We start from the raw sequence: 19,656 nt of genomic DNA, 5'->3' as shown, positions 1-19,656 counted from the left end.
CTGGGCAACAAAGCCGCCAGGCGGGGTCGCCTGACGGCCTTGCCGGTGTGGGCCCGGACCTTGGGGAAATGTCCGGTGGATAAGCAATACTGCTTCCGAATAAGGCCGCAATTGAAACCGGAATTTAACCTAACCCATCAAGGTTACTTGCAACATTACTCGGATACGGCGTGGCAGGAGGCCTTATGCGCAAGGTCGCCATTTTGAGTGCCGCAGCATTTTTACTGTCCGGTTGCTGGTCCGACCCGGAGGTTACGGGATCGACCAACAGCTGTGCGGCCAATCTTTACAGTCAGTACAATCCCAAGGTCATGGATCAGTGCGTCAACGCCTGCATCAAATGTGACCGCGGCAACGTTACGACCTGCACGACCTCCTGCACGCTGAAGGGCGCGCGGTAATCGATCCGCGCGTCCGATGCCAGCGAGGCCTCGTGGCGTCACGCCACCGAGCCGCCTTGCGTGGCGCGATGATCGCCTTTATCGCGTCTGGCAGCGGCGCCGTCGGCGCGCGGGACACTGAGAGCGTGGAACAGGGCGCGATGAGCGGGCTTTCCTATGTCGCGGTCGACTGGGGCACCAGCAGCTTCCGGCTCTGGCTGACGGGCGCCGGTGGCACGGTGCTCGATGAGCGCCGCAGCGATGAAGGCATGACCGCGGCAGCCAGGACCGGCTTTGCGGCCGTGCTGCAATCGCATCTCGATGCGCTGGGTGTGCCGGCCGACCTGCCGGTCGTGATCTGCGGCATGGCGGGCGCGCGGCAGGGCTGGGTCGAGGCCGGCTATATCGATACGCCGGCGCATCTGTCGGACATCCTCAACGGCGCTGTCGTGGTCAGCGGGCAGACGCGCGAGATCCGTATCCTGCCTGGAATTGCGCAGCGTGATGCCGCCGCGCCGGACGTCATGCGCGGCGAGGAGACCCAGCTGCTGGGGGCGCTCGGCTTGAATGCGCCGGGCGAGGCGCTCGTCTGCATGCCGGGAACGCATTCCAAATGGGTGAGGGTCCGCGGCGGAACGGTCGAACGCTTTGCGACCTTCATGACCGGAGAGCTGTTCAGCGCGGTCGCGCGCGACACCATCCTGTCGCACGCCGTCGCCGGCGCCGAGGAAGCGGTTGACGGCGATGCGTTCCGCGCGGCGGTCGCGGCGGCATTCGCGGCGCCGGCGCTAGCGGCCAATCTGCTGTTTTGCGTGCGATCGCGGCAGCTGCTGTTCGGCGGCAACGCACAGGCCGCGCGCGAGACGATCTCGGGCACGTTGATCGGCGTCGAACTCGCGGCGGGCCTCGCGGAGCGGGAGCAGGGAGCGCCGGTTACGCTGATTGCCTCGGGCCGGTTGCAGCGGCTCTATCAGATGGCGCTCGAATGCCTTTCGATTCCGCTCAATGTCATGGATGCGGAGGAGGCGGTTCGCCGTGGCCTCGCCGGCGCGGCGGTGGCGATCTGGAAGAACTGAGGGATCAACGCATGAGTATTCCGTTTCCGCCGATGAAGCGGCCGCTGGTCGCGATCCTGCGCGGCGTCAAGCCGGACGAGGTGCTGGGCATCGTCGGCGCGCTGCTCGACGCCGGCATGACCGCGATCGAGATTCCGCTGAACTCGCCAGAGCCGTTCCGCTCGATCGAGATCGCGGCGAAGCGCGCGCCGGCCGATGTTCTGATCGGCGCGGGCACGGTGCTGACTGCAGCCGACGTCGATCGCCTGCACGACGTCGGCGGCCGCCTCATGGTGTCGCCGAATGTCGATGTCGAGGTGCTGGCGCGTGCAAGGGACCACGCGATGATCACGATGCCCGGCGTGTTCTCGCCGACGGAAGCGCTGCTCGCCGCGCGCGCGGGGGCATCGAGCCTGAAATTCTTTCCGGCCAGCGTGCTCGGCGCCGCCGGCATCACCGCGATCCGCGCCGTGCTGCCGCCGGACGTGATGATCGCCGCGGTCGGCGGCGTCTCGGACCAGAATTTCGCCGAGTATGTGAAGGCAGGCATTCGCGCCTTCGGTCTCGGCAGCAGCCTTTACAAGCCGGGCATGACGGGCGCGGATATTGCGGTCAGGGCAAGGCTGACGATCGAGGCCTATGACAAGGCCGTGCAGGGTACCGGCTAGGCTCGGCGCAAGCGCGCTAATCGTCCCGCCTGCCGCCGTCGATCACCCTGAACAGCGGGGCCGCCTCGCGGGGATTCTCAAGCAGCTCTTCGACCATGGCGATCGCGGCCGCGACGTATTTCCCGGTCGCGGCGTCCAGCGGCCGTTCGGCTTCGTCTGACAGCGCGAGCCTTGCGCCTTCGAGCAGCTTGCGGGTGCGGACGGCGGACTCGTCGCCGGCGATGAGGGCGGCGCGCGCGATCGATCGCAGCACGAACAATTCGCCCTCCAGCCGCAGCAGGCGGTCGTTCAGCTTGCTCAGGACAGTGTTCAGGTTCCGCATGACGCGCTCTCCGGGCATTGGACCCGTCTTGCATACACGGTCATTCCTGACGAAATCCTTGTGGCGACCACGCACCATCTGGTTGGTTGAATGGCATCTCGGATCTCCTCATGTTCCCGGTGGCCCGGGCATTGCCATTTGACGAAGGCGTCCATGGCCCTAATAGAATGGCCGCTGTCCGGCGCCGCCCGGGAGGCGCGTCAATTTCACCCCATCGCGACGAGGGAATAGATATGAGGATTGCCGTCGAAACGACCGTTGCCGCGCCGATCGCGGATGTCTGGCGCGCCTATACGACGCCTGACGACATCAAGCAGTGGAACGCGGCTTCCGACGATTGGCACACGACCGCCGCGACCGTCGACCTGCGCACCGGCGGCGCCTTCTCGTCGCGAATGGAAGCCAAGGACGGCAGCATGGGGTTCGATTTCGCCGGCACCTACACCAGGGTCGAGGAGCCCCGGCTGCTCGAATATTCGTTCGGCGATCGCAGCGCGCAGGTCGCATTCACGCCGGAGACCGGCGGCGTCAAGGTGCAGGTCAGCTTCGACAGCGAGGATACCCATTCGGTCGAGCAGCAGCGCGGCGGTTGGCAGGCGATCCTGGATAACTTCAAGCGTTACGTCGAAGCCAGGCGGCGGTCCTGATCCGGCGATCGGAGGGCGGCGTGACGTTGAAGCGACCGCGCGCGGCGATGCTGGCGAGCATTCGCCGCGAGCTCGATGCGACCGGACTGATGCAGGCGTTCAAGGCGCGCCCGCCGTATCAGCGCAATGACTATCTGCACCGGATCGGCCGCAGCGTGCGAACTGCAACGCGGCGCAAGCGGATCGACCGGATGCTGACGGAATTGAAGGCCGGCGGGGTGTATATGGGAATGGCGCATCGGCCGAGCAAACCAAAGTGAGACTCTCGCGGCGTGACCGCTGCGCGCTGTGCGTTCGCATCGCTCGCGTGATGTTTTGGTCGTGCGAATCCTCATCGAACAAAAAGGACGATCTGGGAATCGTCCATCGCGGTCCTGAAAAATATCGACGACCGATGCGCGCACTCACAATCCTCTAGAGAAACATTCTTGGATTAAGAAATTGCGAAGCGCGCTGCCGGAGCTCACGGCAAGTGGAACCTGCAATCGCACGAACGGAAAGCGATCAGTCCCTCAATCGCCGCCGGAACTTTGTTCACGCACGGAGAACTACGGAATCGTTTCGTGCGCTGAATGATAAAGACGCGAGTGATTTCACGGCACACGGCGAACATCGAAAAAGAAAGGCCTCAGCGCGTGGGCCACGCTGAGGCCAAGTAGACACTTTGGTCGTGAGGCACCGTCGCCGGCGCCTCGATGCCTAACCTATCTTTGTTTCTGTGTTTCCAAATGGCCCATTTGGGCCATGCCGCGTGATAGCCAATTTGGGACATGCGCCGCTGGCACAAAGTGTGCAGACTTGGAGCTGTCAGGATTTTGCATCACCTTCCTGGGGCTAGGGCCAGCGCCGTCCGCATCTATTTCAAGCGGACGGCGTTGTGCATTCCGGCGGCCGCGCCGGCCATCGCCTGGCTGCGCTCAGGGTCAGCGGTCCACCGGCCGAATCTCGAGGTTCTCGATTTTCAGGGGCGGCGTTGAGGGGACGTTCCGCTCGTTCAACGGATGCAGCGTGATCGGCGTATTCGTGCCGCCGGCGAGAACGTTGACGCCGGCGCCGTCGGCATGGGCGTAGCCGCCGGCGAGATCGTCGCTTCCAAGCCACGGCACGGGCGCCATCACCTTCCAAGTCATGGCGACTTCTTGATCTCCGATCAAAACGCCGAGGTTGCGGATGGCCGCGACATAATGACTGTCCGGCGCGCTATCGACGTGCAGCACGCAATTGAGATTGGTCACCGGACCCACGACGAACCCGGTATCGGGGCCGCCACGACACTCAAGCGTTCCGGCCTGCACCTGCTGCGCATTCGCGGCCGCTAGCGGCGCAGCGAGAACCGCCGCACCACACACAGCAGAGGCGATCGTACGGCCTGTCATACGCATGGTGCTGGACAACGCGGATCGACGCGCAATCGGCCCATGCCCTGCGTGCGGCCTTCGCTTGTGGTTAAGAGAGCCTTAGAGATGGGTTTGATTGCTGCCGACGGTCGACGTTCGCGAGCGACTGGCCAGGAGGACGACGATCAACCAGCGGCGATCCTTTTCATCGCCGTGCCGGCTGACACCTCGATGGTGGATCTATCGACGTCGAACGAGCGTGCTTGATTTCCAGGCAGGAGAGGCAACGGGACGAAGCAAAAGACCGGTCCTGGCGCTGACGCCATGCCGTTAGGATCATGGCGGTGAGCCTGTCCCGAAAAATTACGCCGCCGGGCTCGAAATGCATTGTCCCGGCGGCGCCTGTTCCAATCTGGGCCCGCAATCCCAGTCATGTTTGTGTCTGCAAAACCGGCGCCAAGGTTCGAGCGCCCCCGTAATCATACGGGGATCGGGCGTCCCGCGATGGATTGGTGTTGGCTGCTTGTGCGCTGGCAAAGGTCCGATTGTCTGGGGTGATCCAAGCCGCGGCGCGAGAACGGCTGATCGCCACCCATGCTCCGCCCGGTCAGGTATGATGCTCGAGCTTGCGCATCTCCTGCAGGCGAGCCAGGCAGAAATCCCGATACAATTCGTTGATGAAATCCCACATGACCGAATCCCCTTGATCCAATGCGGGGACGCTACGCCGGGTTTGTTTCCGGCAGGCTTCGCGGCTAGCGGAAAATGGTTTCATTGAAGGGGGAGTGGGGTGCCGATCCCGGCAGGATTGACAGAAAGTAGATAAAACAATGGGTTAGCGTCAAGGTTAGGTAATTTGGGTGCCATTGAGTCCCATAGCGATTTTTGGCGACTGCCTAACCTTCGGGCAGCAGTTAAGGTCAGTCGTGACTTCGCTTACTTCGATTGACGGCAACGATCAGGCTGGGTTGCTCAAGTATCTCAACCAATCGATCAAGGATCAGCCGCTCATTGGAGCGCGGATGCGGTTCAAGATATTCCTCAAGGATATCTTGGGCCGCACTGACGGCTCGCAGGGCGATGTCTTCGTCCGACATTCCTCAGCCTCCAAGATTAACTTCGGTTAATTATTCTGCACCTGGAAGGTTCCCATTTGATTAATCGGGGGATCGACCGCCGCAAAGCAGCGGCGGCACCGAGCGGAGCTGGCTCGCCTGGAAACGCAGATCTCCCAGTTAAAGGCTGAATTGCCAACGCGCGTTGTCGCTGCGGTGAAGGACGCGAAGGCGAGGCGGGTTCTGGCTTGAAGAGGGGAGCTAGAAAAAGAGCGAGTTCACTTTGATCGCGTCTAAGTTCAGCCTATCCATCGAAGGAAACCAGTCCCTCAAAAAGCCTGACGACCGTGTCCACGACTGCCTTCTCTTGTTCAAGAGGGAGTCCGGTGACTTCACCGTTCTTTGCACCAATAATAAGTTTCTGCTGAAAGTCAAAGACAGCCTGTGAGCCGTTCAGCGCGTGCATCTCGACCACGGCCTGTCTAAGAGCGGTCCACAGGTGCAAAATAACCAACGCGTTCTGCGGCCCATTAAGGTTTTCCGTCCGCATTTCAATTTTATCGGTCATCTTTCCCTCTACAGTGATTCCCGCCGCAACTATAGCGAGTGTCTCGCTGGTAAGGATTAGCCTTTGGTCGCGCAGTACTACCTGTGTAAAACAGTGCCTCGCAACCTAGAGGAGATCAAAAGCTGGTATTCTTCGACCAATGGCCGAGACAAAGTCTCGGCTTTTGTTGGTGTCGGGATGGACAAGGTCAGGGACATTTTCTCGTACTTCGTAGCGGCCATGTCGATGTTCGCCATGTTAGGTGCCGTCTATCAGGCGTTCAACAACCAGAAGGTCTCGGCGCTCACGCTCGGAACGTTCTTTCTCGTGGGCTCGCTTATCGTCTTCCTGCCGCAGGTGGAATTCATCAAGACTCTCGGTGTAGAGGCCAAACTTCGACAAACCGTAACCGAAGCGGTGGCCACATTGGCTACCGTTAGACGACTGGCCGAGATTTCCGCGCGAGCGAGTTACTTGACTATAGCTTGGGGCAACCGGTTGGGAACGCCATCAGCGAAAGACAAGCAATCAGTGCTCGACGACATCGATGCGCAATTGAGCGAGCTGAAGGTTACTCCTGAAGAGCGCGCCGTAATCGTCAAGCCATGGGTAGGAATGATAAGGGCTGGTTTCTTTTTCCTGTTTAGCCGAGTTGTCCGGGAATTCGCGACGCTAAAAGCTAGCGACCTGACCGCAAAGGTCCTGGCGACGCAGAGCCGAGAGGCTCGTGAGGCGGAGATGGCTCATTCAGCGCTCATTACGCCGTGGTTCACGGAGACGAACAACTTCGGAGCTGTAGAACGACTGGAGACTAGAAGCCTGTCGACGGTCATCAACGAATACTTGCCGGTGAAGGGCGGGTGGTTGTCTGATAGGGAGCTGGCGGCCTTTGCGACATTCGAACGAGAACTAGTTCGGCTGAACGATGACTGTGCAAAGAGGGGCGGATACACTGCGGAAGCCGCCGACTACTATGACCGTTACAAAGAACGGCAGAACGATAAGGAGATGGCTAAACAGCTTTGGGAGGCGTCGAGGTAGCCATCGAGGCCCACGGCTCTACCTTGAAGTTGGTACGCGGCGTATGGCCGCTGAGCGGAGGATAATTTAGTGGGGCTGCAATGAACAATCGTGTGCCTCTTGGGATCTTGGCGAACCAGTTTTGGCACGAGGCTATGGCCTATCTACGTGCTGCGGATACTCTCATTCGCGACGAATCTGCAATGGACACAATCCCGCCAACGTACTTTTTGATGAGCCATGGCCTCGAGCTGATGCTCAAAGCCTATCTTCTCTCGCGCGACATCCGGTATGCTGACGTTTTCAAGCTACAACACCGCATTCAGGAGGCTTACGAAAGGGCAAAGAGCCTCGGCCTAGTGATAGAGATTGAACACGCGGAAGCTCTGATTGAAAAGCTATCCGATTTTCACAGTGAGCATTTGTTTCGCTACCCCGTGGTTAGGCGAGACGATGGAAGTCTGATCCTGCGCGGCCACCTCGTTCGCCCGATCGAAGTTCTGCAGATCATCGAGGCCATCGGCGCCAAGATCTCGGGTCCCGTCATGCACGCACGCCTCGTTGCATCCAAGTACGGTGAACTCCCAATAGAGACCTGGCACATGGGTGTGCCGACTGGCGAAGATGGCATCTGACCCTTCGAGCATATTTCACGGCGCTCGAAATCATGTCCATCACCGGACACACCGACATCCGAGAGATTGAGCGTTGCTGCCGCGAGGCCGCACGCAAGAAACTGGCTGTTGCAGCTATGGCGAAACTGCAAAGTGGATTCGATGTGTCCGATAATCGAAAATTGCCTAACCCAGTCCGAGGCTGGACAAAATTGCCTATAAGCCATTGAAATCATTGGCAGGAAAAGCCATTTGGCGATCCCGGCAGGATTCGAACCTGCAACCCGCGGAGTAGAAATCCGCTACTCTATCCAGTTGAGCTACGGGACCGTGGCGGCCTTGTAGCACCGCCAATATGAAAAATCCGCCTTTCCGCCAAGTCCGTCCGAACCGATTTTTGTGGTCGAACGACAAAGGCGAGCAGGGCGCCCGCCCTGCGTTGGCCTGTCCAGCCCGCCGAGCCGCACGACGCTGCAGCCGGGGGCTGGTCAAAGGAATGTCGGCAATGCGATCTGCGACGTTTTCGTCCGTTCATGTCCGCGCCTTCACTCCGTCACCTTTTCGCGCACTTTTGGCCCCAACGCGGCGTGCGACCGCGGGGCGTTCAGGAGCTCCATCATGATCGGATTGGTTCGTGCCGCCACGATATGCGCCACGCTGCTGCTCGCCCTGGTGGGCGCCCAGGCAGCGGACAAGGCCTTCAAGCGCGACGATCTCGCCGATTCCGCGATCAAGCTGGAAGCCCAGATCAAGAGCGAGGCCGGCGCGGTCAACAAGTCGGCCGCGACCCTGCGCACCGACGCCGACGCCGCGTTCAAGCGCAATGATTTCCGCGGCGGGCTGCAGATCCTCGGCCAGATCGCGGCGACCACGCCCGAGGACGGCGCCAACTGGCTGCGCCTCGCCAGGACGATCTTCCAGATCCGGTCGGCGAGCTCCAGCGAACAGACGTTCCTGATGGAGCGCGCCTCCACTGCCGCCTACATCGCCTATCAGCGCGCCGGCAATGCGGGCGAGGAGGCTGACGCGCTGGCCATGCTCGGCAAAGTGCTTGCCGAGCGCAAGCTGTGGCGCCCGGCGCTGGACAGCCTGCGGCTGTCGCTCGACCTGCGCGAGGTCGCCGATGTCCGCGGCCAGTACGAGAAGATGCGCGACGAGCACGGTTTCCGGCTGCTCGATTACACCGTCGATTCCGACGCGGCGTCGCCGCGGGCCTGCTTCCAGTTCACCGAGGAGCTGGCCAAGCGCGTCGACTTCGCGCCGTTCCTGGCGCTGGCCGGCACCGACAAGCCGGCCTTGTCGGCGGAGGGCCAGCAGCTCTGCGTCGACGGGCTCAAGCACGGCGAGCGCTACAACATCAATCTGCGCGCCGGCCTGCCGTCGACCGTCAAGGAGACCCTGCCGAAATCGGCCGAGTTCAACATCTATGTCCGCGACCGCAAGCCGTTCGTGCGGTTCACCGGGCGGGCCTATGTGCTGCCGCGGACCGGACAGCGCGGTATCCCGGTGGTCAGCGTCAACACGCCGGCGGTCAAGGTCGACGTCTTCCGGATCGGCGACCGCAACCTGATCAACACGGTGATCGACAGCGACTTCCAGAGCGCGCTGAGCCGCTATCAGCTCTCCGATCTCGGCGACCAGCGCGGCGTCAAGGTGTGGTCCGGCGAGCTTGCGACAGCGACCACGCTGAACCAGGACGTCGTCACGGCGTTTCCGGTCGACCAGGCGCTCGGCGACCTGCAACCCGGTGTCTATGTCATGACCGCCGCGGCCAAGGGGCCGGGCACCGATGACGACGGCACGCTGGCGACGCAATGGTTCATCGTCTCGGACATGGGCCTGTCGGCCTTCTCCGGCAATGACGGTATCCACGTCTTTGTCAACTCGCTGGCTTCGACCGAACCGGTCGCCAACGCCGACGTGAAACTAGTCGCCCGCAACAACGAGATCCTGGCGACCCGCAAGACCGATGCCGCCGGCCATGTGCTGTTCGAGCAAGGCCTGGCCCGGGGCGAGGGCGGGTTGTCGCCGGCACTGCTGACTGTCATGGGCGAGAAGGCCGACTACGCCTTCTTGAGCCTGAAGACCAATGCGTTCGACCTCACCGACCGCGGCGTCGCGGGCCGGGCGATCCCGGCCGGCGCGGACGCCTTCGTCTACGCCGAGCGTGGCGTCTACCGCTCCAGCGAGACCGTCTATCTGACCGCGCTGTTGCGCGACGGGCAGGGCAATGCCCTGACCGGGACGCCGCTGACCATGGTGATCGAGCGCCCCGACGGCGTCGAATTCCGCCGCGCCGTGCTGCCCGACCAGGGCGCCGGCGGCCGGATGCTGGCGGTGGCGTTGAACTCTGCGGTGCCGACCGGCACCTGGCGCGCCCGCGTCTTTACCGATCCGAAAGGCTCGTCGGTCGGCGAGACCACCTTCATGGTCGAGGATTACATTCCCGAACGGGTCGAATTCGATCTGACCAGCAAGGAGAAGGTGATCAAAGCTGAAGTTCCAGTGGAGCTTCAGGTCTCCGGCCATTTCCTCTACGGCGCGCCGGCCTCGGGCCTGCAGCTCGAGGGCGACATGCTGGTAGCGCCCGCGGCGAACGGCCGGCCCGGTTATGCCGGCTATCAGTTCGGCGTCGACGACGAGCAGACCGCGAGCAACGAGCGGACCCCGATCGAGGACCTGCCGGAGGCCGATGCCAACGGCGCGGCGACCTTTCCGGTGAAGCTCGAGAAGGTGCCGACCTCGACGCGGCCACAGGAGGCCCAGATCTACATCCGCATGGCGGAGACCGGCGGCCGCTCGGTGGAACGCAAGATCGTGCTGCCGGTGGCCCCTGGCGCCTCGCTGATCGGCGTCAAGCCGCTGTTCGGCGACAAGAGCGTGGCCGAGGGCGACAAGGCCGAGTTCGACGTCGTGTTCGTCGCGCCCGACGGCAAGCAGCTGCCGCGCAACGGGCTGCGCTACGAGCTGTTGAAGCTGGAGTCGCGTTACCAGTGGTACCGGCAGAATTCGTCCTGGCAGTATGAGCCGGTCAAGTCGACCCGCCGCGTCGCCGATGGCGACGTCAACCTCGCGGCCGACAAGCCGATGCGCCTGGCCTTCCAGCCGCAGCCCGGCCGCTATCGGCTCGACGTGAAATCGACCGACGCCGACGGTCCCGTCACCTCGGTGCAGTTCGACGTCGGCTGGTATTCCGACGGCAGCGCCGACACGCCCGATCTATTGGAAACATCGATCGACAAGCCGGAATATGCCTCGGGTGACACCATGACCGTGTCGGTCAATGCGCGCACATCAGGCAAGCTGACGGTCTATGTGCTCGGCGACCGCCTGTTGACCACCCAAAGCGTCGACGTCACGGAGGGCACCCAGCAGGTCAAGCTTGCGGTCGGCAAGGACTGGGGCACCGGCGCGTATGTCATGACGACGTTGCGCCGTCCGCTCGATGCCGCCGCCGGGCGCATGCCCGGCCGCGCGATCGGGCTGAAATGGTTTGGCATCGACAAGAAGGCGCGCACGCTTGCCGTCGAACTTTCGCCGCCCGCGTTGGTGCGGCCGGGCTCGACATTGAAGATCCCGGTCAAGCTCGGCGGGCTCAATCCCGGCGAGGATGCCAAGGTGGTGCTCGCCGCGGTCGATGTCGGCATTCTCAACTTGACCAATTACAAGCCGCCGGCGCCGGACGACTACTACCTTGGCCAGCGCCGCCTGACCGCCGAGATCCGCGACCTCTACGGCCAGCTGATCGACGGCATGCAAGGTACCCGCGGCCAGATCCGCAGCGGCGGCGACTCCGCCGGCGCCGAGTTGCAGGGCTCGCCGCCGACGCAGAAGCCGCTCGCGCTCTATTCCGGAATCGTCACGGTCGGGCCTGACGGCACTGCCGAGGTGAGTTTCGACATCCCGGAATTCGCCGGCACCGCGCGGGTGATGGCGGTGGCGTGGAGCGCAACCAAGGTCGGCCGCGCCAATGTCGACGTGATCGTGCGCGACCCCGTGGTGGTGACCGCGACCTTGCCGCGCTTCCTGCTGACCGGTGACAAGGGCACCATCAGCATGGATATCGACAATGTCGAAGGCGCAGCCGGCGACTATGCCATCAGCGTCAAGGCGAGCGGCCCGATCAAGGCTTCGGGTAATTCGACCACGACGGTGAAGCTCGCCGCCAAGCAGCGCTCCTCGCTGTCGCTGGGCCTCGAGGCCGGCGGCGCCGGACGTGCCGAGTTCGACGTCGACATCTCCGGGCCGAACGGGCTGACGCTGGCGCGGCATTATGCGCTCGACGTCAAGCCGGCGACGCAAGTGCTGGCGCGCCGCTCGATCCGCACGCTGGCGAAGGGCGAGAGCCTGACGCTGACCTCGGACATGTTCTCCGATCTCGTGCCGGGCACGGGCAGCGTCTCGGTCTCGGCGAGCCTGTCGACCGCGCTCGATGCCGCGAGCATTCTGAAGGCGCTCGACCGCTACCCCTATGGCTGCTCCGAGCAGATCACGAGCCGCGCGCTGCCGCTGCTCTATGTCAATGATCTCGCCGCCGGCGCCCATCTTGCGATGGACACCGCGGTCGACCAGCGCATCCGCGACGCGATCGAGCGGCTCCTCGCTCGACAGGGGTCCAACGGCTCGTTCGGTCTCTGGTCTGCGGGCGGCGACGACGCCTGGCTGGATGCTTACGTCACTGACTTCCTGACCCGGGCCCGCGAAAAGGGCTTTGCGGTGCCGGACGTGCTGTTCAAGAGCGCGCTCGACCGCGTCAGGAACTCGGTGGTCAATGCCAACGAGCCGGAGAAGGACGGCGGCCGCGATCTGGCCTACGGTCTCTACGTGCTCGCGCGCAACGGCGCGGCACCGATCGGCGATCTGCGCTATCTCGCCGACACCAAGCTGAACAACCTGGCGACTCCGATCTCCAAGGCCCAGCTTGCGGCGGCGCTGGCGCTGGTCGGCGACAAGGCGAGGGCCGAGCGGGTCTATGGTGCCGCGCTCGATGCGCTGAACCCGAAACCCGTGATCGAGTTCGGCCGGGTCGACTACGGCTCGGCGCTGCGCGATGCTGCTGCGCTGGTCTCGCTCGCTGGCGAAGGCAATGCACCGCGCACCACGCTGACCCAAGCCGTGCTGCGGGTCGAGGCGGCGCGGGGACTGTCGCCCTACACCTCGACGCAGGAAAATGCGTGGATGGTGCTGGCGGCGCGGGCGCTCGCCAAGGAGACGCTGGCGCTCGACATCAACGGCCAGCCGGTCAAGACCGCGGTCTATCGCAGCTACAAGGCCGAGGAGATGACCGGCCAGCCGCTCAGGATCACCAATACCGGCGATGCGCCGGTGCAGGCGGTGATCTCGGTGTCGGGCTCGCCGGTCACGCCGGAGCCGGCGGCCTCCAACGGCTTCAAGATCGAGCGCAGCTATTTCACGCTCGACGGCAAGCCGGCCGATGTCAGCAAGGCGAAACAGAATGACCGCTTCGCGGTTGTCCTGAAGGTGACGGAAGCCAAACCGGAGTTCGGTCACATCATGGTGGCCGACTATCTGCCGGCCGGGCTCGAGATCGACAACCCGAACTTGGTGTCATCGGGGGATTCCGGCACGCTCGCGTGGATCGAGGACGGCGTCGAGCCGAAGAACACCGAGTTCCGCGATGACCGCTTCACGGCGGCGATCGATCGGGGCGCCAACGACAAAGCGGTGTTTACGGTCGCCTATGTCGTGCGCGCGGTGTCGCCGGGCAAATATGTGCTGCCGCAGGCCTATGTCGAGGACATGTACAATCCCTCGCGCTATGGCCGCAGCGGAACCGGTGCGGTTGAGGTGAAGCCGGCGAAATGAACAAGGACGCGCGGCGCAAACTCTTCTCGTCATGGCCGGGCTTGACCCGGCCATTCATAGGCGCGTCCATGCGAACGAAGGATGTGGATGCCCGGGTCAAGCCCGGGCATGACAAGCGCAGCGGGCGGCTGGCGCTCCGCGTCGCGGCCGCAATGGCCGTCGTCCTTATTGCGATCACCGGCGCCTTCGCCGCCTGGATCGTTTCGCTCGGGCCGTTGCCGCTCGACAGGGCGCAGCAGGTCTCGACCACGGTGATCGATCGCAACGGCAAGCTGCTCCGCGCCTATGCGATGACGGACGGGCGCTGGCGGCTGCCGGTCGATGCGAAGACGTCAGTCGATCCCACCTATCTGAAGCTCTTGTTCGCCTGTGAGGACAAGCGCTTCTATGAGCATCACGGCATCGATCCGCTGGCGCTGTCGCGCGCCGCATTCCAGCTTCTCACCAGCGGTCATATCGTCTCGGGCGGTTCGACGATCACGATGCAGCTGGCGCGGCTGATCGAGCCGCGCCACCAGCGCTCGGTCTACGCAAAGCTGCGGCAGATGGTGCGGGCGGTCGAACTGGAGCGGCAGCTCTCGAAGGACCAGATCCTCGATCTCTATCTTGCGCTGGCGCCGTTCGGCGGCAATCTCGAGGGCATCCGTGCCGCCTCGATCGCCTATTTCGGCAAGGAGCCGAAGCGGCTGTCGCTCGCCGAAGCCGCGCTGCTGGTGGCGCTGCCGCAATCGCCGGAGCGGCGGCGGCTCGATCGTTACCCGGACGCCGCCCACGCCGCCCGCGACCGCGTGCTCGAGCGCATGGTCGAGGATGGCGTGGTGTCGAAGGACGATGCCGCGCAGGCCACGGCGACGGCGGTGCCGAAGATGCGCAAGCAGATTCCGATCCTGGCGCCGCATTCGTCCGATCAGGCGATCGCGACGATGAAGGATGCGCCCGTCATCAAGCTGACGCTCGACGCCGCGCTACAACGGAACCTGGAGGCGCTGGCGCGCGACCGCGCCATCGCGCAGGGGCCTGACGTCTCGGTTGCGATCGTCGTGGTCGACAATGAGACGGGCGACGTGCTCGCGCGCGTCGGCTCGGCGGATTATTTCGATGAGCGGCGGGCCGGGCAGGTCGACATGACGCGCGCGGTGCGCTCGCCGGGCTCGACCTTGAAGCCGTTCATCTATGGCCTTGCCTTCGAGGATGGCTTTGTCCATCCCGACAGCCTGATCGAGGACCGGCCGATCCGCTTCGGCACCTACGCGCCGGAAAATTTCGACATGACGTTCCAGGGCACGGTGCCGATCCGCAAGGCGCTGCAATTGTCGCTCAACGTGCCGGCGATCGCGCTGCTCGACCGGGTCGGTGCCAGCCGGCTGTCGTCGCGGCTGAAGCAGGCCGGCACCAGTCTCGTGCTGCCGAAGGACGAGGCGCCGGGCCTTGCGATGGGTCTCGGCGGTGTCGGCATCACGTTGCAGGATCTCGCTCAGCTCTATTCCGGCCTGGCACGGCTCGGCGCGACTAAACCGTTGCGCGAGATCATGCAGGAGAATGACAGCCGCGACACGATGCGGCTGATGGATCAGGCTGCGGCCTGGCAGGTCGGCAACGTCCTGCTCGGCACGCCTCCGCCGGAGAACGGCGTGCACAACCGGATCGCGTTCAAGACCGGCACCAGCTATGGCTATCGCGATGCCTGGTCGGTCGGCTTCGACGGCCGCGTCACGATCGGCGTCTGGGTCGGCCGTCCCGACGGCGCGCCGGTGCCGGGTCTGGTTGGCCGCACCGCCGCGGCGCCGATCCTGTTCGACGCCTTTGCACGCACCGGCAAAATCCCGGCGGCATTGCCGAAGCCACCACGCGGCGTGCTGGTCGCATCCAACGCGAAACTGCCGCCGCCGCTGCGCCGCTTCCGGCCGCTCGGCGAACTGGTCCGTAGCGGCAACGACCAGGCTCCGCACATCCAGTTTCCGCTGAACGGCTCGCGCATCGATGTCGATCAATCCGAGGGCGGCCGCAATGCCGCGCTGCCGGTCAAGGTCGCCGGCGGGGTGCTGCCGCTGACGGTCCTTGTGAATGGTGTCTCAGCCGGGGACATCGACAGCCGGCGCCAGCGCCTGATCGAGCCGCCCGGGCCGGGCTTCGCGCGGCTCACCGTGATCGACGCCACGGGGGCCGCGGATACCGTTGTGATCCGCGTGCAATGATCGCACGGGAAAGCGAAGCGGCACGGTCGGAAAGCGGAACAGCACAGTTGTTTGCGGTGCGGTTTCATCGTATGCGAAACCCATGGTGGATGGCCTCCAACCCCGGCGCTTCGGAGCAGGGCAACAGTCTGTAAAACCTGCGCATTCGAGCCGCAGGCTGTTCATGGCGTTCGAGTTCGCAACGGCCAGCCAATGGCGTTCGATCCTGTTCCTGACGCTGACCTGCCTGGTGCTGTTCCTGCCGGGCTTCTTCACCATCCCGCCGATCGACCGTGACGAGGTCCGCTTTGCCCAGGCGACCAGCAGATGGTCGAGAGCGGCGATTTCGTCGACATCCGCTTCCAGGACGACGTCCGTTACAAGAAACCGGTTGGCATCTACTGGATGCAGGCGGCGGCGCTGAAGACCGTCTCCGCGCTCGGTGTGCCGCGCGCCCAGGTCCGCATCTGGGTGTACCGCCTGCCGTCCCTGATCGGCGCCATCGGCGCCGTTTTGCTGACCTATTGGACGGCGCTTGCCTTCGTGACACGGCAGGGGGCGGTGCTGGCCGCCCTGATGATGGCAAGCTGCGTGCTGCTCGGGGTCGAAGCGCGGCTCGCCAAGACCGACGCGATGTTGCTGCTGACAGTCACTGCGGCGATGGGTGCGATGGCGCGGGTCTATCTGGCGTGGCAGCGCGGCGAGGATCCCGCACACCCGTCATGGGGCCCGCCCGCGGTGTTCTGGACGGCGCTGGCGGTCGGCATCCTGCTCAAGGGGCCGCTGATCCTGATGTTCGTCGGCCTTGCGATGGCGGCGCTTGCGATTCTCGATCGATCGGCGGCCTGGTTCTGGCGCATGCGCCCGGTCTGGGGGCTGATGTGGACCCTCGTGCTGGTGCTGCCGTGGTTCGTACTGATCTTTCTGCGCGCCGGCGAGACCTTCTTTGCCAACTCGGTCGGCGGCGACATGCTGAGCAAGCTCGGTGCGCAGGAATCCCATGGCGCGCCGCCTGGACTCTATCTGCTGCTGTTCTGGATCACGTTCTGGCCCGGTGCGCCGCTGGCCGGCATGGCGGCGCCTGCGGTGTGGCGGGCGCGGCGCGAGCCCGGTGCGCAGTTCCTGCTGGCCTGGCTGATCCCGTCCTGGATCGTGTTCGAGGCCGTGCTGACCAAGCTGCCGCATTACGTGCTGCCGCTCTATCCGGCGATCGCGATCCTGACCGTCGGCGCGCTGGAGCGGCGCGTGCTGTCGCGCTCGCCCTGGCTGTTGCGCGGCGCCGCCTGGTGGTTCGCGATCCCCGCATTCGGCGCGGTGCTGGTGATCGTCGGCGCCATCAAGGCGATCCATCAGCCGGTGTTTCCGGCCTGGCCGTTGTTCGCCGTAGCGATGGTGTTCGGCCTGATCGCGTGGTGGTTGTTCGAGGACAGCCGCGCCGAGCGCTCGCTGCTCAATGCGGTGATTGCCGCGGTGCTGATGGCAGCCGGCACCTATGGCGTGGTGCTGCCGCGGCTCACCACCGTATTTCCGAGCCAAGAGGTCGCACGCGCCTTGCGTAACGTGACCTGCGTCGGCCCGAAGGCGGCAGCCGCCGGTTTCCACGAGCCGAGCCTCGTGTTCATGACCGATACCTCGACGCTGCTCACCGACGGATCGGGCGCCGCGGATTTCCTCGGGCAGGGCTCCTGCCGCTTCGCGCTGGTCGAACAGCGCTCGGAGCGCGCCTTCGTGCAGCGCGCCGAGGCGATTGGCCTGCGCTACAACGCGCCGGTGCGCGTCGAGGGCTACAACATCTCGCAGGGCAAGGCGGTCTCGATCGCGATCTTCCGTTCCGAAGGGACGGAATGACATGCCGGCGCTGCCAGCCAACCCGGAATCCGCCAACTATTTCGGACGATTGCTGACGCTGGTTTGGCTGTCCTTTGCCCAGCTCATGCGGGCGCCGTCGCATTCGCGCCGTGCCGAGGCGGCGCGCCGCTCCGCGCGCCACGGACTTTTGCTCGTCGTCATCGTCGGCGGCGTGATCATCACGCTGATGTATGCGTTCGATGTCACCGAGATCAGTCTGATGCCGCCACGCGGCACGCCAGGTCTGTGGTGGGTGAAGACGCTCACCGATTTCGGCAAGGACGAGTATGTGCTGTGCGCGCTTGGCCTGCTGCTGATCGTGGTCGCGCTGGCGGCGCCTGCGCTGCGCGGCGTGCCGCGCGCCACCTTGCTTGGCTTCGGGACAAGGCTGCAATACCTGTTTCTGTCGGTCGTGCTCTCGGTCGCTGTCGGCGAATTGATCAAGTGGATCGTCGGCCGCGGGCGGCCCTTTGTCGGCGGCAAGGCCAATGCCTTCAACTTCCAGCATTTCGCCGGCACCGAGGCCTATTCGAGCTTTCCGTCCGGACATTCGATCACGGCGTTCGCGCTGGCCTTTGCCATATCCGCGGTGTGGCCGGGGGCGCGGTTCGCGATGCTGGTCTATGCGCTGGTCATCGCCGCAACCCGGCTGGTGCTGCTGGCGCATCATCCGAGCGACGTGGTGGCCGGCGCGCTGGTCGGGGTGATCGGCGCAATGGTCGTGCGCTACTGGTTCGCCGCCCGCCGCCTTGGTTTTGCCATTCATCGCGACGGCACTGTGGTGGCGCTGTCAGGACCGTCGGACGGGCGTCTCAAAAGGGTTGCGAGGAGCGCCTTCGCCCCATAAAAGCGGTCGCCCGACGGTCGGATCGGGCTGGTTCCATCGCCGACAACACCAACCACGAGTGCCGATTTGCCTGCTCCCGACCAGACGCCGGTCGCCGTTTCCATCGTCGTGCCTGTGCGCAACGAGGCGGACAATATCGCACCGCTGATCGCCGAGATCGCGGCCGCGCTCGACGGACGCTGGGCCTATGAGATCGTCTACATCAATGACGGTTCGACCGATGCCACCGGCGAGCGGCTGAGCGCGGTCATGGCCGAGCGGCGCAATCTCCGGCAGCTCCGCCACGCGGTCTCGTCGGGCCAGTCGGCGGCCGTGCGCAGCGGCGTGCGCGCCGCGCGCGGCGCGATCGTGGCGACGCTCGACGGTGACGGGCAGAACAATCCCGCCTTCCTGCCGGACCTGATCGCGGCGGTCGAGAGCGGCAACGGCCGCGTCGGCCTCGCCGCGGGCCAGCGCGTCGGGCGCAAGGACACCGGCTTCAAGAAGCTGCAATCGCGCATCGCCAACACGGTGCGCGGCATCATCCTGCGCGACGGCACCCGCGACACCGGATGCGGCCTGAAGGCGTTTCCGCGCGAGGTGTTTCTGGCGATGCCTTACTTCGAACGGGCTGCATCGTTTTCTCCCGGCACTGGTCCGCCGCGAGGGGCTGGCGATTGCCTATGTCGACGTCGTCGATCGGCCGCGCCATTCCGGCGTGTCGAACTATGGATTTTTCGACCGGCTATGGATCGGGATCATGGATCTCGCCGGCGTGTGGTGGCTGATCCGCCGCAAGAAGCCGACGCCGGTCGTCACTGAAGTGGTCGCTGAAGTGCCCGGTGTCACTGGTGTGCCGGGCGTGACCGAGGTGAAGTGATGCTGATTCAGTACGGTCAGGCGCTGAGCGCCTATCTCTACGACGTGTTCATCTCCAAGTTCGACTTCTGGCTGGCGTTCGGCCTGATCGCGCAATTGTTCTTCACCGCGCGCTTCCTCGTGCAGTGGATCTCCAGCGAACGCGCCGGCCAGAGCGTGGTGCCGATGGCGTTCTGGTTCTTTTCGATGGGCGGCGGCCTGATGACGCTGATCTATGGGCTTGCCAAGCGCGAGCCCGTCATCATCATCGGGCAGGGTCTCGCCACGCTGATCTACATCCGCAACATCATGCTGATCGTGAAGAACCGCGGCCGCGGGTCGAAAACGCTCGACAGCTGATTGCCGTCATCGTCGGAGCGGCGAGCGGTATGCCGGGCCTTGTTCGGGAAGCTCGATAGATTCCAGCATCGGGCTCAGCCCGGCATCAATTGCGACCGAATCTGAACCAAGGTCAAACA

Annotated in this window: 15 protein-coding genes, 1 tRNA gene and 2 pseudogenes; 13 read left to right on the top strand and 5 right to left on the bottom strand. The window is 64.3% G+C overall.

Annotated features, from left to right (window positions below):
- Nucleotides 1-185 precede the first annotated feature (185 nt).
- From ACSKB9_RS03860 to ACSKB9_RS03850, 3 genes are all read left to right on the top strand, one after another.
- Nucleotides 186-401 carry a hypothetical protein gene (locus tag ACSKB9_RS03860; RefSeq protein WP_026192800.1) on the top strand — a complete coding sequence of 72 codons (216 nt, stop codon included), beginning with the start codon at nucleotides 186-188 and terminating at the stop codon, nucleotides 399-401.
- A gap of 140 nt (nucleotides 402-541) precedes the next feature.
- On the top strand, nucleotides 542-1,456 hold the full coding sequence (locus ACSKB9_RS03855) for a 2-dehydro-3-deoxygalactonokinase (RefSeq protein ID WP_438080048.1): 915 nt from the start codon (nucleotides 542-544) through the stop codon (nucleotides 1,454-1,456).
- 11 nt (nucleotides 1,457-1,467) lie between these two features.
- On the top strand, nucleotides 1,468-2,103 hold the full coding sequence (locus ACSKB9_RS03850) for a 2-dehydro-3-deoxy-6-phosphogalactonate aldolase (RefSeq protein WP_141340609.1): 636 nt from the start codon (nucleotides 1,468-1,470) through the stop codon (nucleotides 2,101-2,103).
- A gap of 16 nt (nucleotides 2,104-2,119) precedes the next feature.
- Here ACSKB9_RS03850 and ACSKB9_RS03845 read toward each other — a convergent pair whose 3' ends face one another.
- Entirely contained in the window at nucleotides 2,120-2,425 is a 306-nt protein-coding gene (locus ACSKB9_RS03845; protein WP_438071741.1) for a hypothetical protein, read from the bottom strand.
- A gap of 233 nt (nucleotides 2,426-2,658) precedes the next feature.
- Here ACSKB9_RS03845 and ACSKB9_RS03840 point away from each other — a divergent pair, with 233 nt between their 5' ends.
- Nucleotides 2,659-3,072 (top strand): SRPBCC family protein, encoded by a 414-nt coding sequence (locus ACSKB9_RS03840; protein ID WP_438071740.1) that lies wholly within the window; start codon nucleotides 2,659-2,661, stop codon nucleotides 3,070-3,072.
- A gap of 20 nt (nucleotides 3,073-3,092) precedes the next feature.
- On the top strand, nucleotides 3,093-3,332 hold the full coding sequence (locus ACSKB9_RS03835; protein ID WP_438071739.1) for a YdeI/OmpD-associated family protein: 240 nt from the start codon (nucleotides 3,093-3,095) through the stop codon (nucleotides 3,330-3,332).
- A 663-nt stretch (nucleotides 3,333-3,995) separates the two neighbouring features.
- On the opposite strand, the gene ACSKB9_RS03830 is transcribed toward ACSKB9_RS03835, so the two are convergent.
- From ACSKB9_RS03830 to ACSKB9_RS03820, 3 genes are all read right to left on the bottom strand, one after another.
- Entirely contained in the window at nucleotides 3,996-4,466 is a 471-nt protein-coding gene (locus ACSKB9_RS03830; protein ID WP_438071738.1) for a DUF992 domain-containing protein, read from the bottom strand.
- Nucleotides 4,467-5,329: 863 nt separating this feature from the next.
- A complete protein-coding gene (locus tag ACSKB9_RS03825) occupies nucleotides 5,330-5,506 on the bottom strand; it encodes a hypothetical protein (protein ID WP_438071737.1) in 177 nt (58 codons plus the stop codon).
- Nucleotides 5,507-5,768: 262 nt separating this feature from the next.
- Nucleotides 5,769-6,032 carry a hypothetical protein gene (locus ACSKB9_RS03820; protein WP_438071736.1) on the bottom strand — a complete coding sequence of 88 codons (264 nt, stop codon included), beginning with the start codon at nucleotides 6,030-6,032 and terminating at the stop codon, nucleotides 5,769-5,771.
- A gap of 63 nt (nucleotides 6,033-6,095) precedes the next feature.
- Here ACSKB9_RS03820 and ACSKB9_RS03815 point away from each other — a divergent pair, with 63 nt between their 5' ends.
- Together ACSKB9_RS03815 and ACSKB9_RS03810 are read left to right on the top strand one after the other, a co-directional pair.
- Nucleotides 6,096-7,052, top strand: a complete 957-nt coding sequence (locus tag ACSKB9_RS03815) for a hypothetical protein (protein WP_438071735.1) — start codon at nucleotides 6,096-6,098, stop codon at nucleotides 7,050-7,052.
- An 80-nt stretch (nucleotides 7,053-7,132) separates the two neighbouring features.
- Nucleotides 7,133-7,666 carry a hypothetical protein gene (locus tag ACSKB9_RS03810; RefSeq protein ID WP_438071734.1) on the top strand — a complete coding sequence of 178 codons (534 nt, stop codon included), beginning with the start codon at nucleotides 7,133-7,135 and terminating at the stop codon, nucleotides 7,664-7,666.
- Between the two features lie 232 nt (nucleotides 7,667-7,898).
- On the opposite strand, the gene ACSKB9_RS03805 is transcribed toward ACSKB9_RS03810, so the two are convergent.
- Nucleotides 7,899-7,975, bottom strand: a tRNA-Arg gene (locus ACSKB9_RS03805).
- 288 nt (nucleotides 7,976-8,263) lie between these two features.
- Between ACSKB9_RS03805 and ACSKB9_RS03800 the strand changes: the two genes are divergently transcribed.
- The 6 genes and pseudogenes from ACSKB9_RS03800 (at nucleotide 8,264) to ACSKB9_RS03775 (ending at nucleotide 19,537) form a co-directional block, all read left to right on the top strand.
- Nucleotides 8,264-13,471, top strand: a complete 5,208-nt coding sequence (locus ACSKB9_RS03800) for an alpha-2-macroglobulin family protein (protein WP_438071733.1) — start codon at nucleotides 8,264-8,266, stop codon at nucleotides 13,469-13,471.
- A 68-nt stretch (nucleotides 13,472-13,539) separates the two neighbouring features.
- The gene (gene pbpC / locus ACSKB9_RS03795) at nucleotides 13,540-15,666 is read left to right on the top strand and encodes a penicillin-binding protein 1C (RefSeq protein ID WP_438071732.1); all 2,127 of its coding nucleotides are present in this window, start codon (nucleotides 13,540-13,542) and stop codon (nucleotides 15,664-15,666) included.
- A gap of 82 nt (nucleotides 15,667-15,748) precedes the next feature.
- Nucleotides 15,749-17,493 (top strand): annotated as a pseudogene (locus tag ACSKB9_RS03790) (ArnT family glycosyltransferase).
- Between the two features lies 1 nt (nucleotide 17,494).
- Entirely contained in the window at nucleotides 17,495-18,340 is an 846-nt protein-coding gene (locus tag ACSKB9_RS03785; protein ID WP_438071731.1) for a phosphatase PAP2 family protein, read from the top strand.
- A gap of 66 nt (nucleotides 18,341-18,406) precedes the next feature.
- Nucleotides 18,407-19,199, top strand: a pseudogene (locus tag ACSKB9_RS03780) (glycosyltransferase family 2 protein).
- On the top strand, nucleotides 19,199-19,537 hold the full coding sequence (locus ACSKB9_RS03775) for a lipid-A-disaccharide synthase N-terminal domain-containing protein (protein ID WP_438071729.1): 339 nt from the start codon (nucleotides 19,199-19,201) through the stop codon (nucleotides 19,535-19,537). Before ACSKB9_RS03780 ends, ACSKB9_RS03775 begins: the two are co-directional and overlap by 1 nt.
- Nucleotides 19,538-19,656: the final 119 nt, after the last annotated feature.

The organism is Bradyrhizobium sp. BR 1433 (assembly GCF_051547665.1).
GTDB lineage: Bacteria > Pseudomonadota > Alphaproteobacteria > Rhizobiales > Xanthobacteraceae > Bradyrhizobium > Bradyrhizobium australafricanum.
Note: the sequence above shows the minus strand (reverse complement) of the source record. Positions and strands in the feature narration are given on the sequence as shown.

Coding starts and splice junctions, on each gene's coding strand:
- ACSKB9_RS03860 (WP_026192800.1), top strand. CDS start 186: ATGCGCAAGGTCGCCATTTTGAGTGCCGCAGCATTTTTACTGTCCGGT.
- ACSKB9_RS03855 (WP_438080048.1), top strand. CDS start 542: ATGAGCGGGCTTTCCTATGTCGCGGTCGACTGGGGCACCAGCAGCTTC.
- ACSKB9_RS03850 (WP_141340609.1), top strand. CDS start 1,468: ATGAGTATTCCGTTTCCGCCGATGAAGCGGCCGCTGGTCGCGATCCTG.
- ACSKB9_RS03845 (WP_438071741.1), bottom strand. CDS start 2,425: ATGCGGAACCTGAACACTGTCCTGAGCAAGCTGAACGACCGCCTGCTG.
- ACSKB9_RS03840 (WP_438071740.1), top strand. CDS start 2,659: ATGAGGATTGCCGTCGAAACGACCGTTGCCGCGCCGATCGCGGATGTC.
- ACSKB9_RS03825 (WP_438071737.1), bottom strand. CDS start 5,506: ATGTCGGACGAAGACATCGCCCTGCGAGCCGTCAGTGCGGCCCAAGAT.
- ACSKB9_RS03820 (WP_438071736.1), bottom strand. CDS start 6,032: ATGACCGATAAAATTGAAATGCGGACGGAAAACCTTAATGGGCCGCAG.
- ACSKB9_RS03810 (WP_438071734.1), top strand. CDS start 7,133: ATGAACAATCGTGTGCCTCTTGGGATCTTGGCGAACCAGTTTTGGCAC.
- ACSKB9_RS03800 (WP_438071733.1), top strand. CDS start 8,264: ATGATCGGATTGGTTCGTGCCGCCACGATATGCGCCACGCTGCTGCTC.
- pbpC (WP_438071732.1), top strand. CDS start 13,540: ATGCGAACGAAGGATGTGGATGCCCGGGTCAAGCCCGGGCATGACAAG.
- ACSKB9_RS03785 (WP_438071731.1), top strand. CDS start 17,495: ATGCCGGCGCTGCCAGCCAACCCGGAATCCGCCAACTATTTCGGACGA.
- ACSKB9_RS03775 (WP_438071729.1), top strand. CDS start 19,199: ATGCTGATTCAGTACGGTCAGGCGCTGAGCGCCTATCTCTACGACGTG.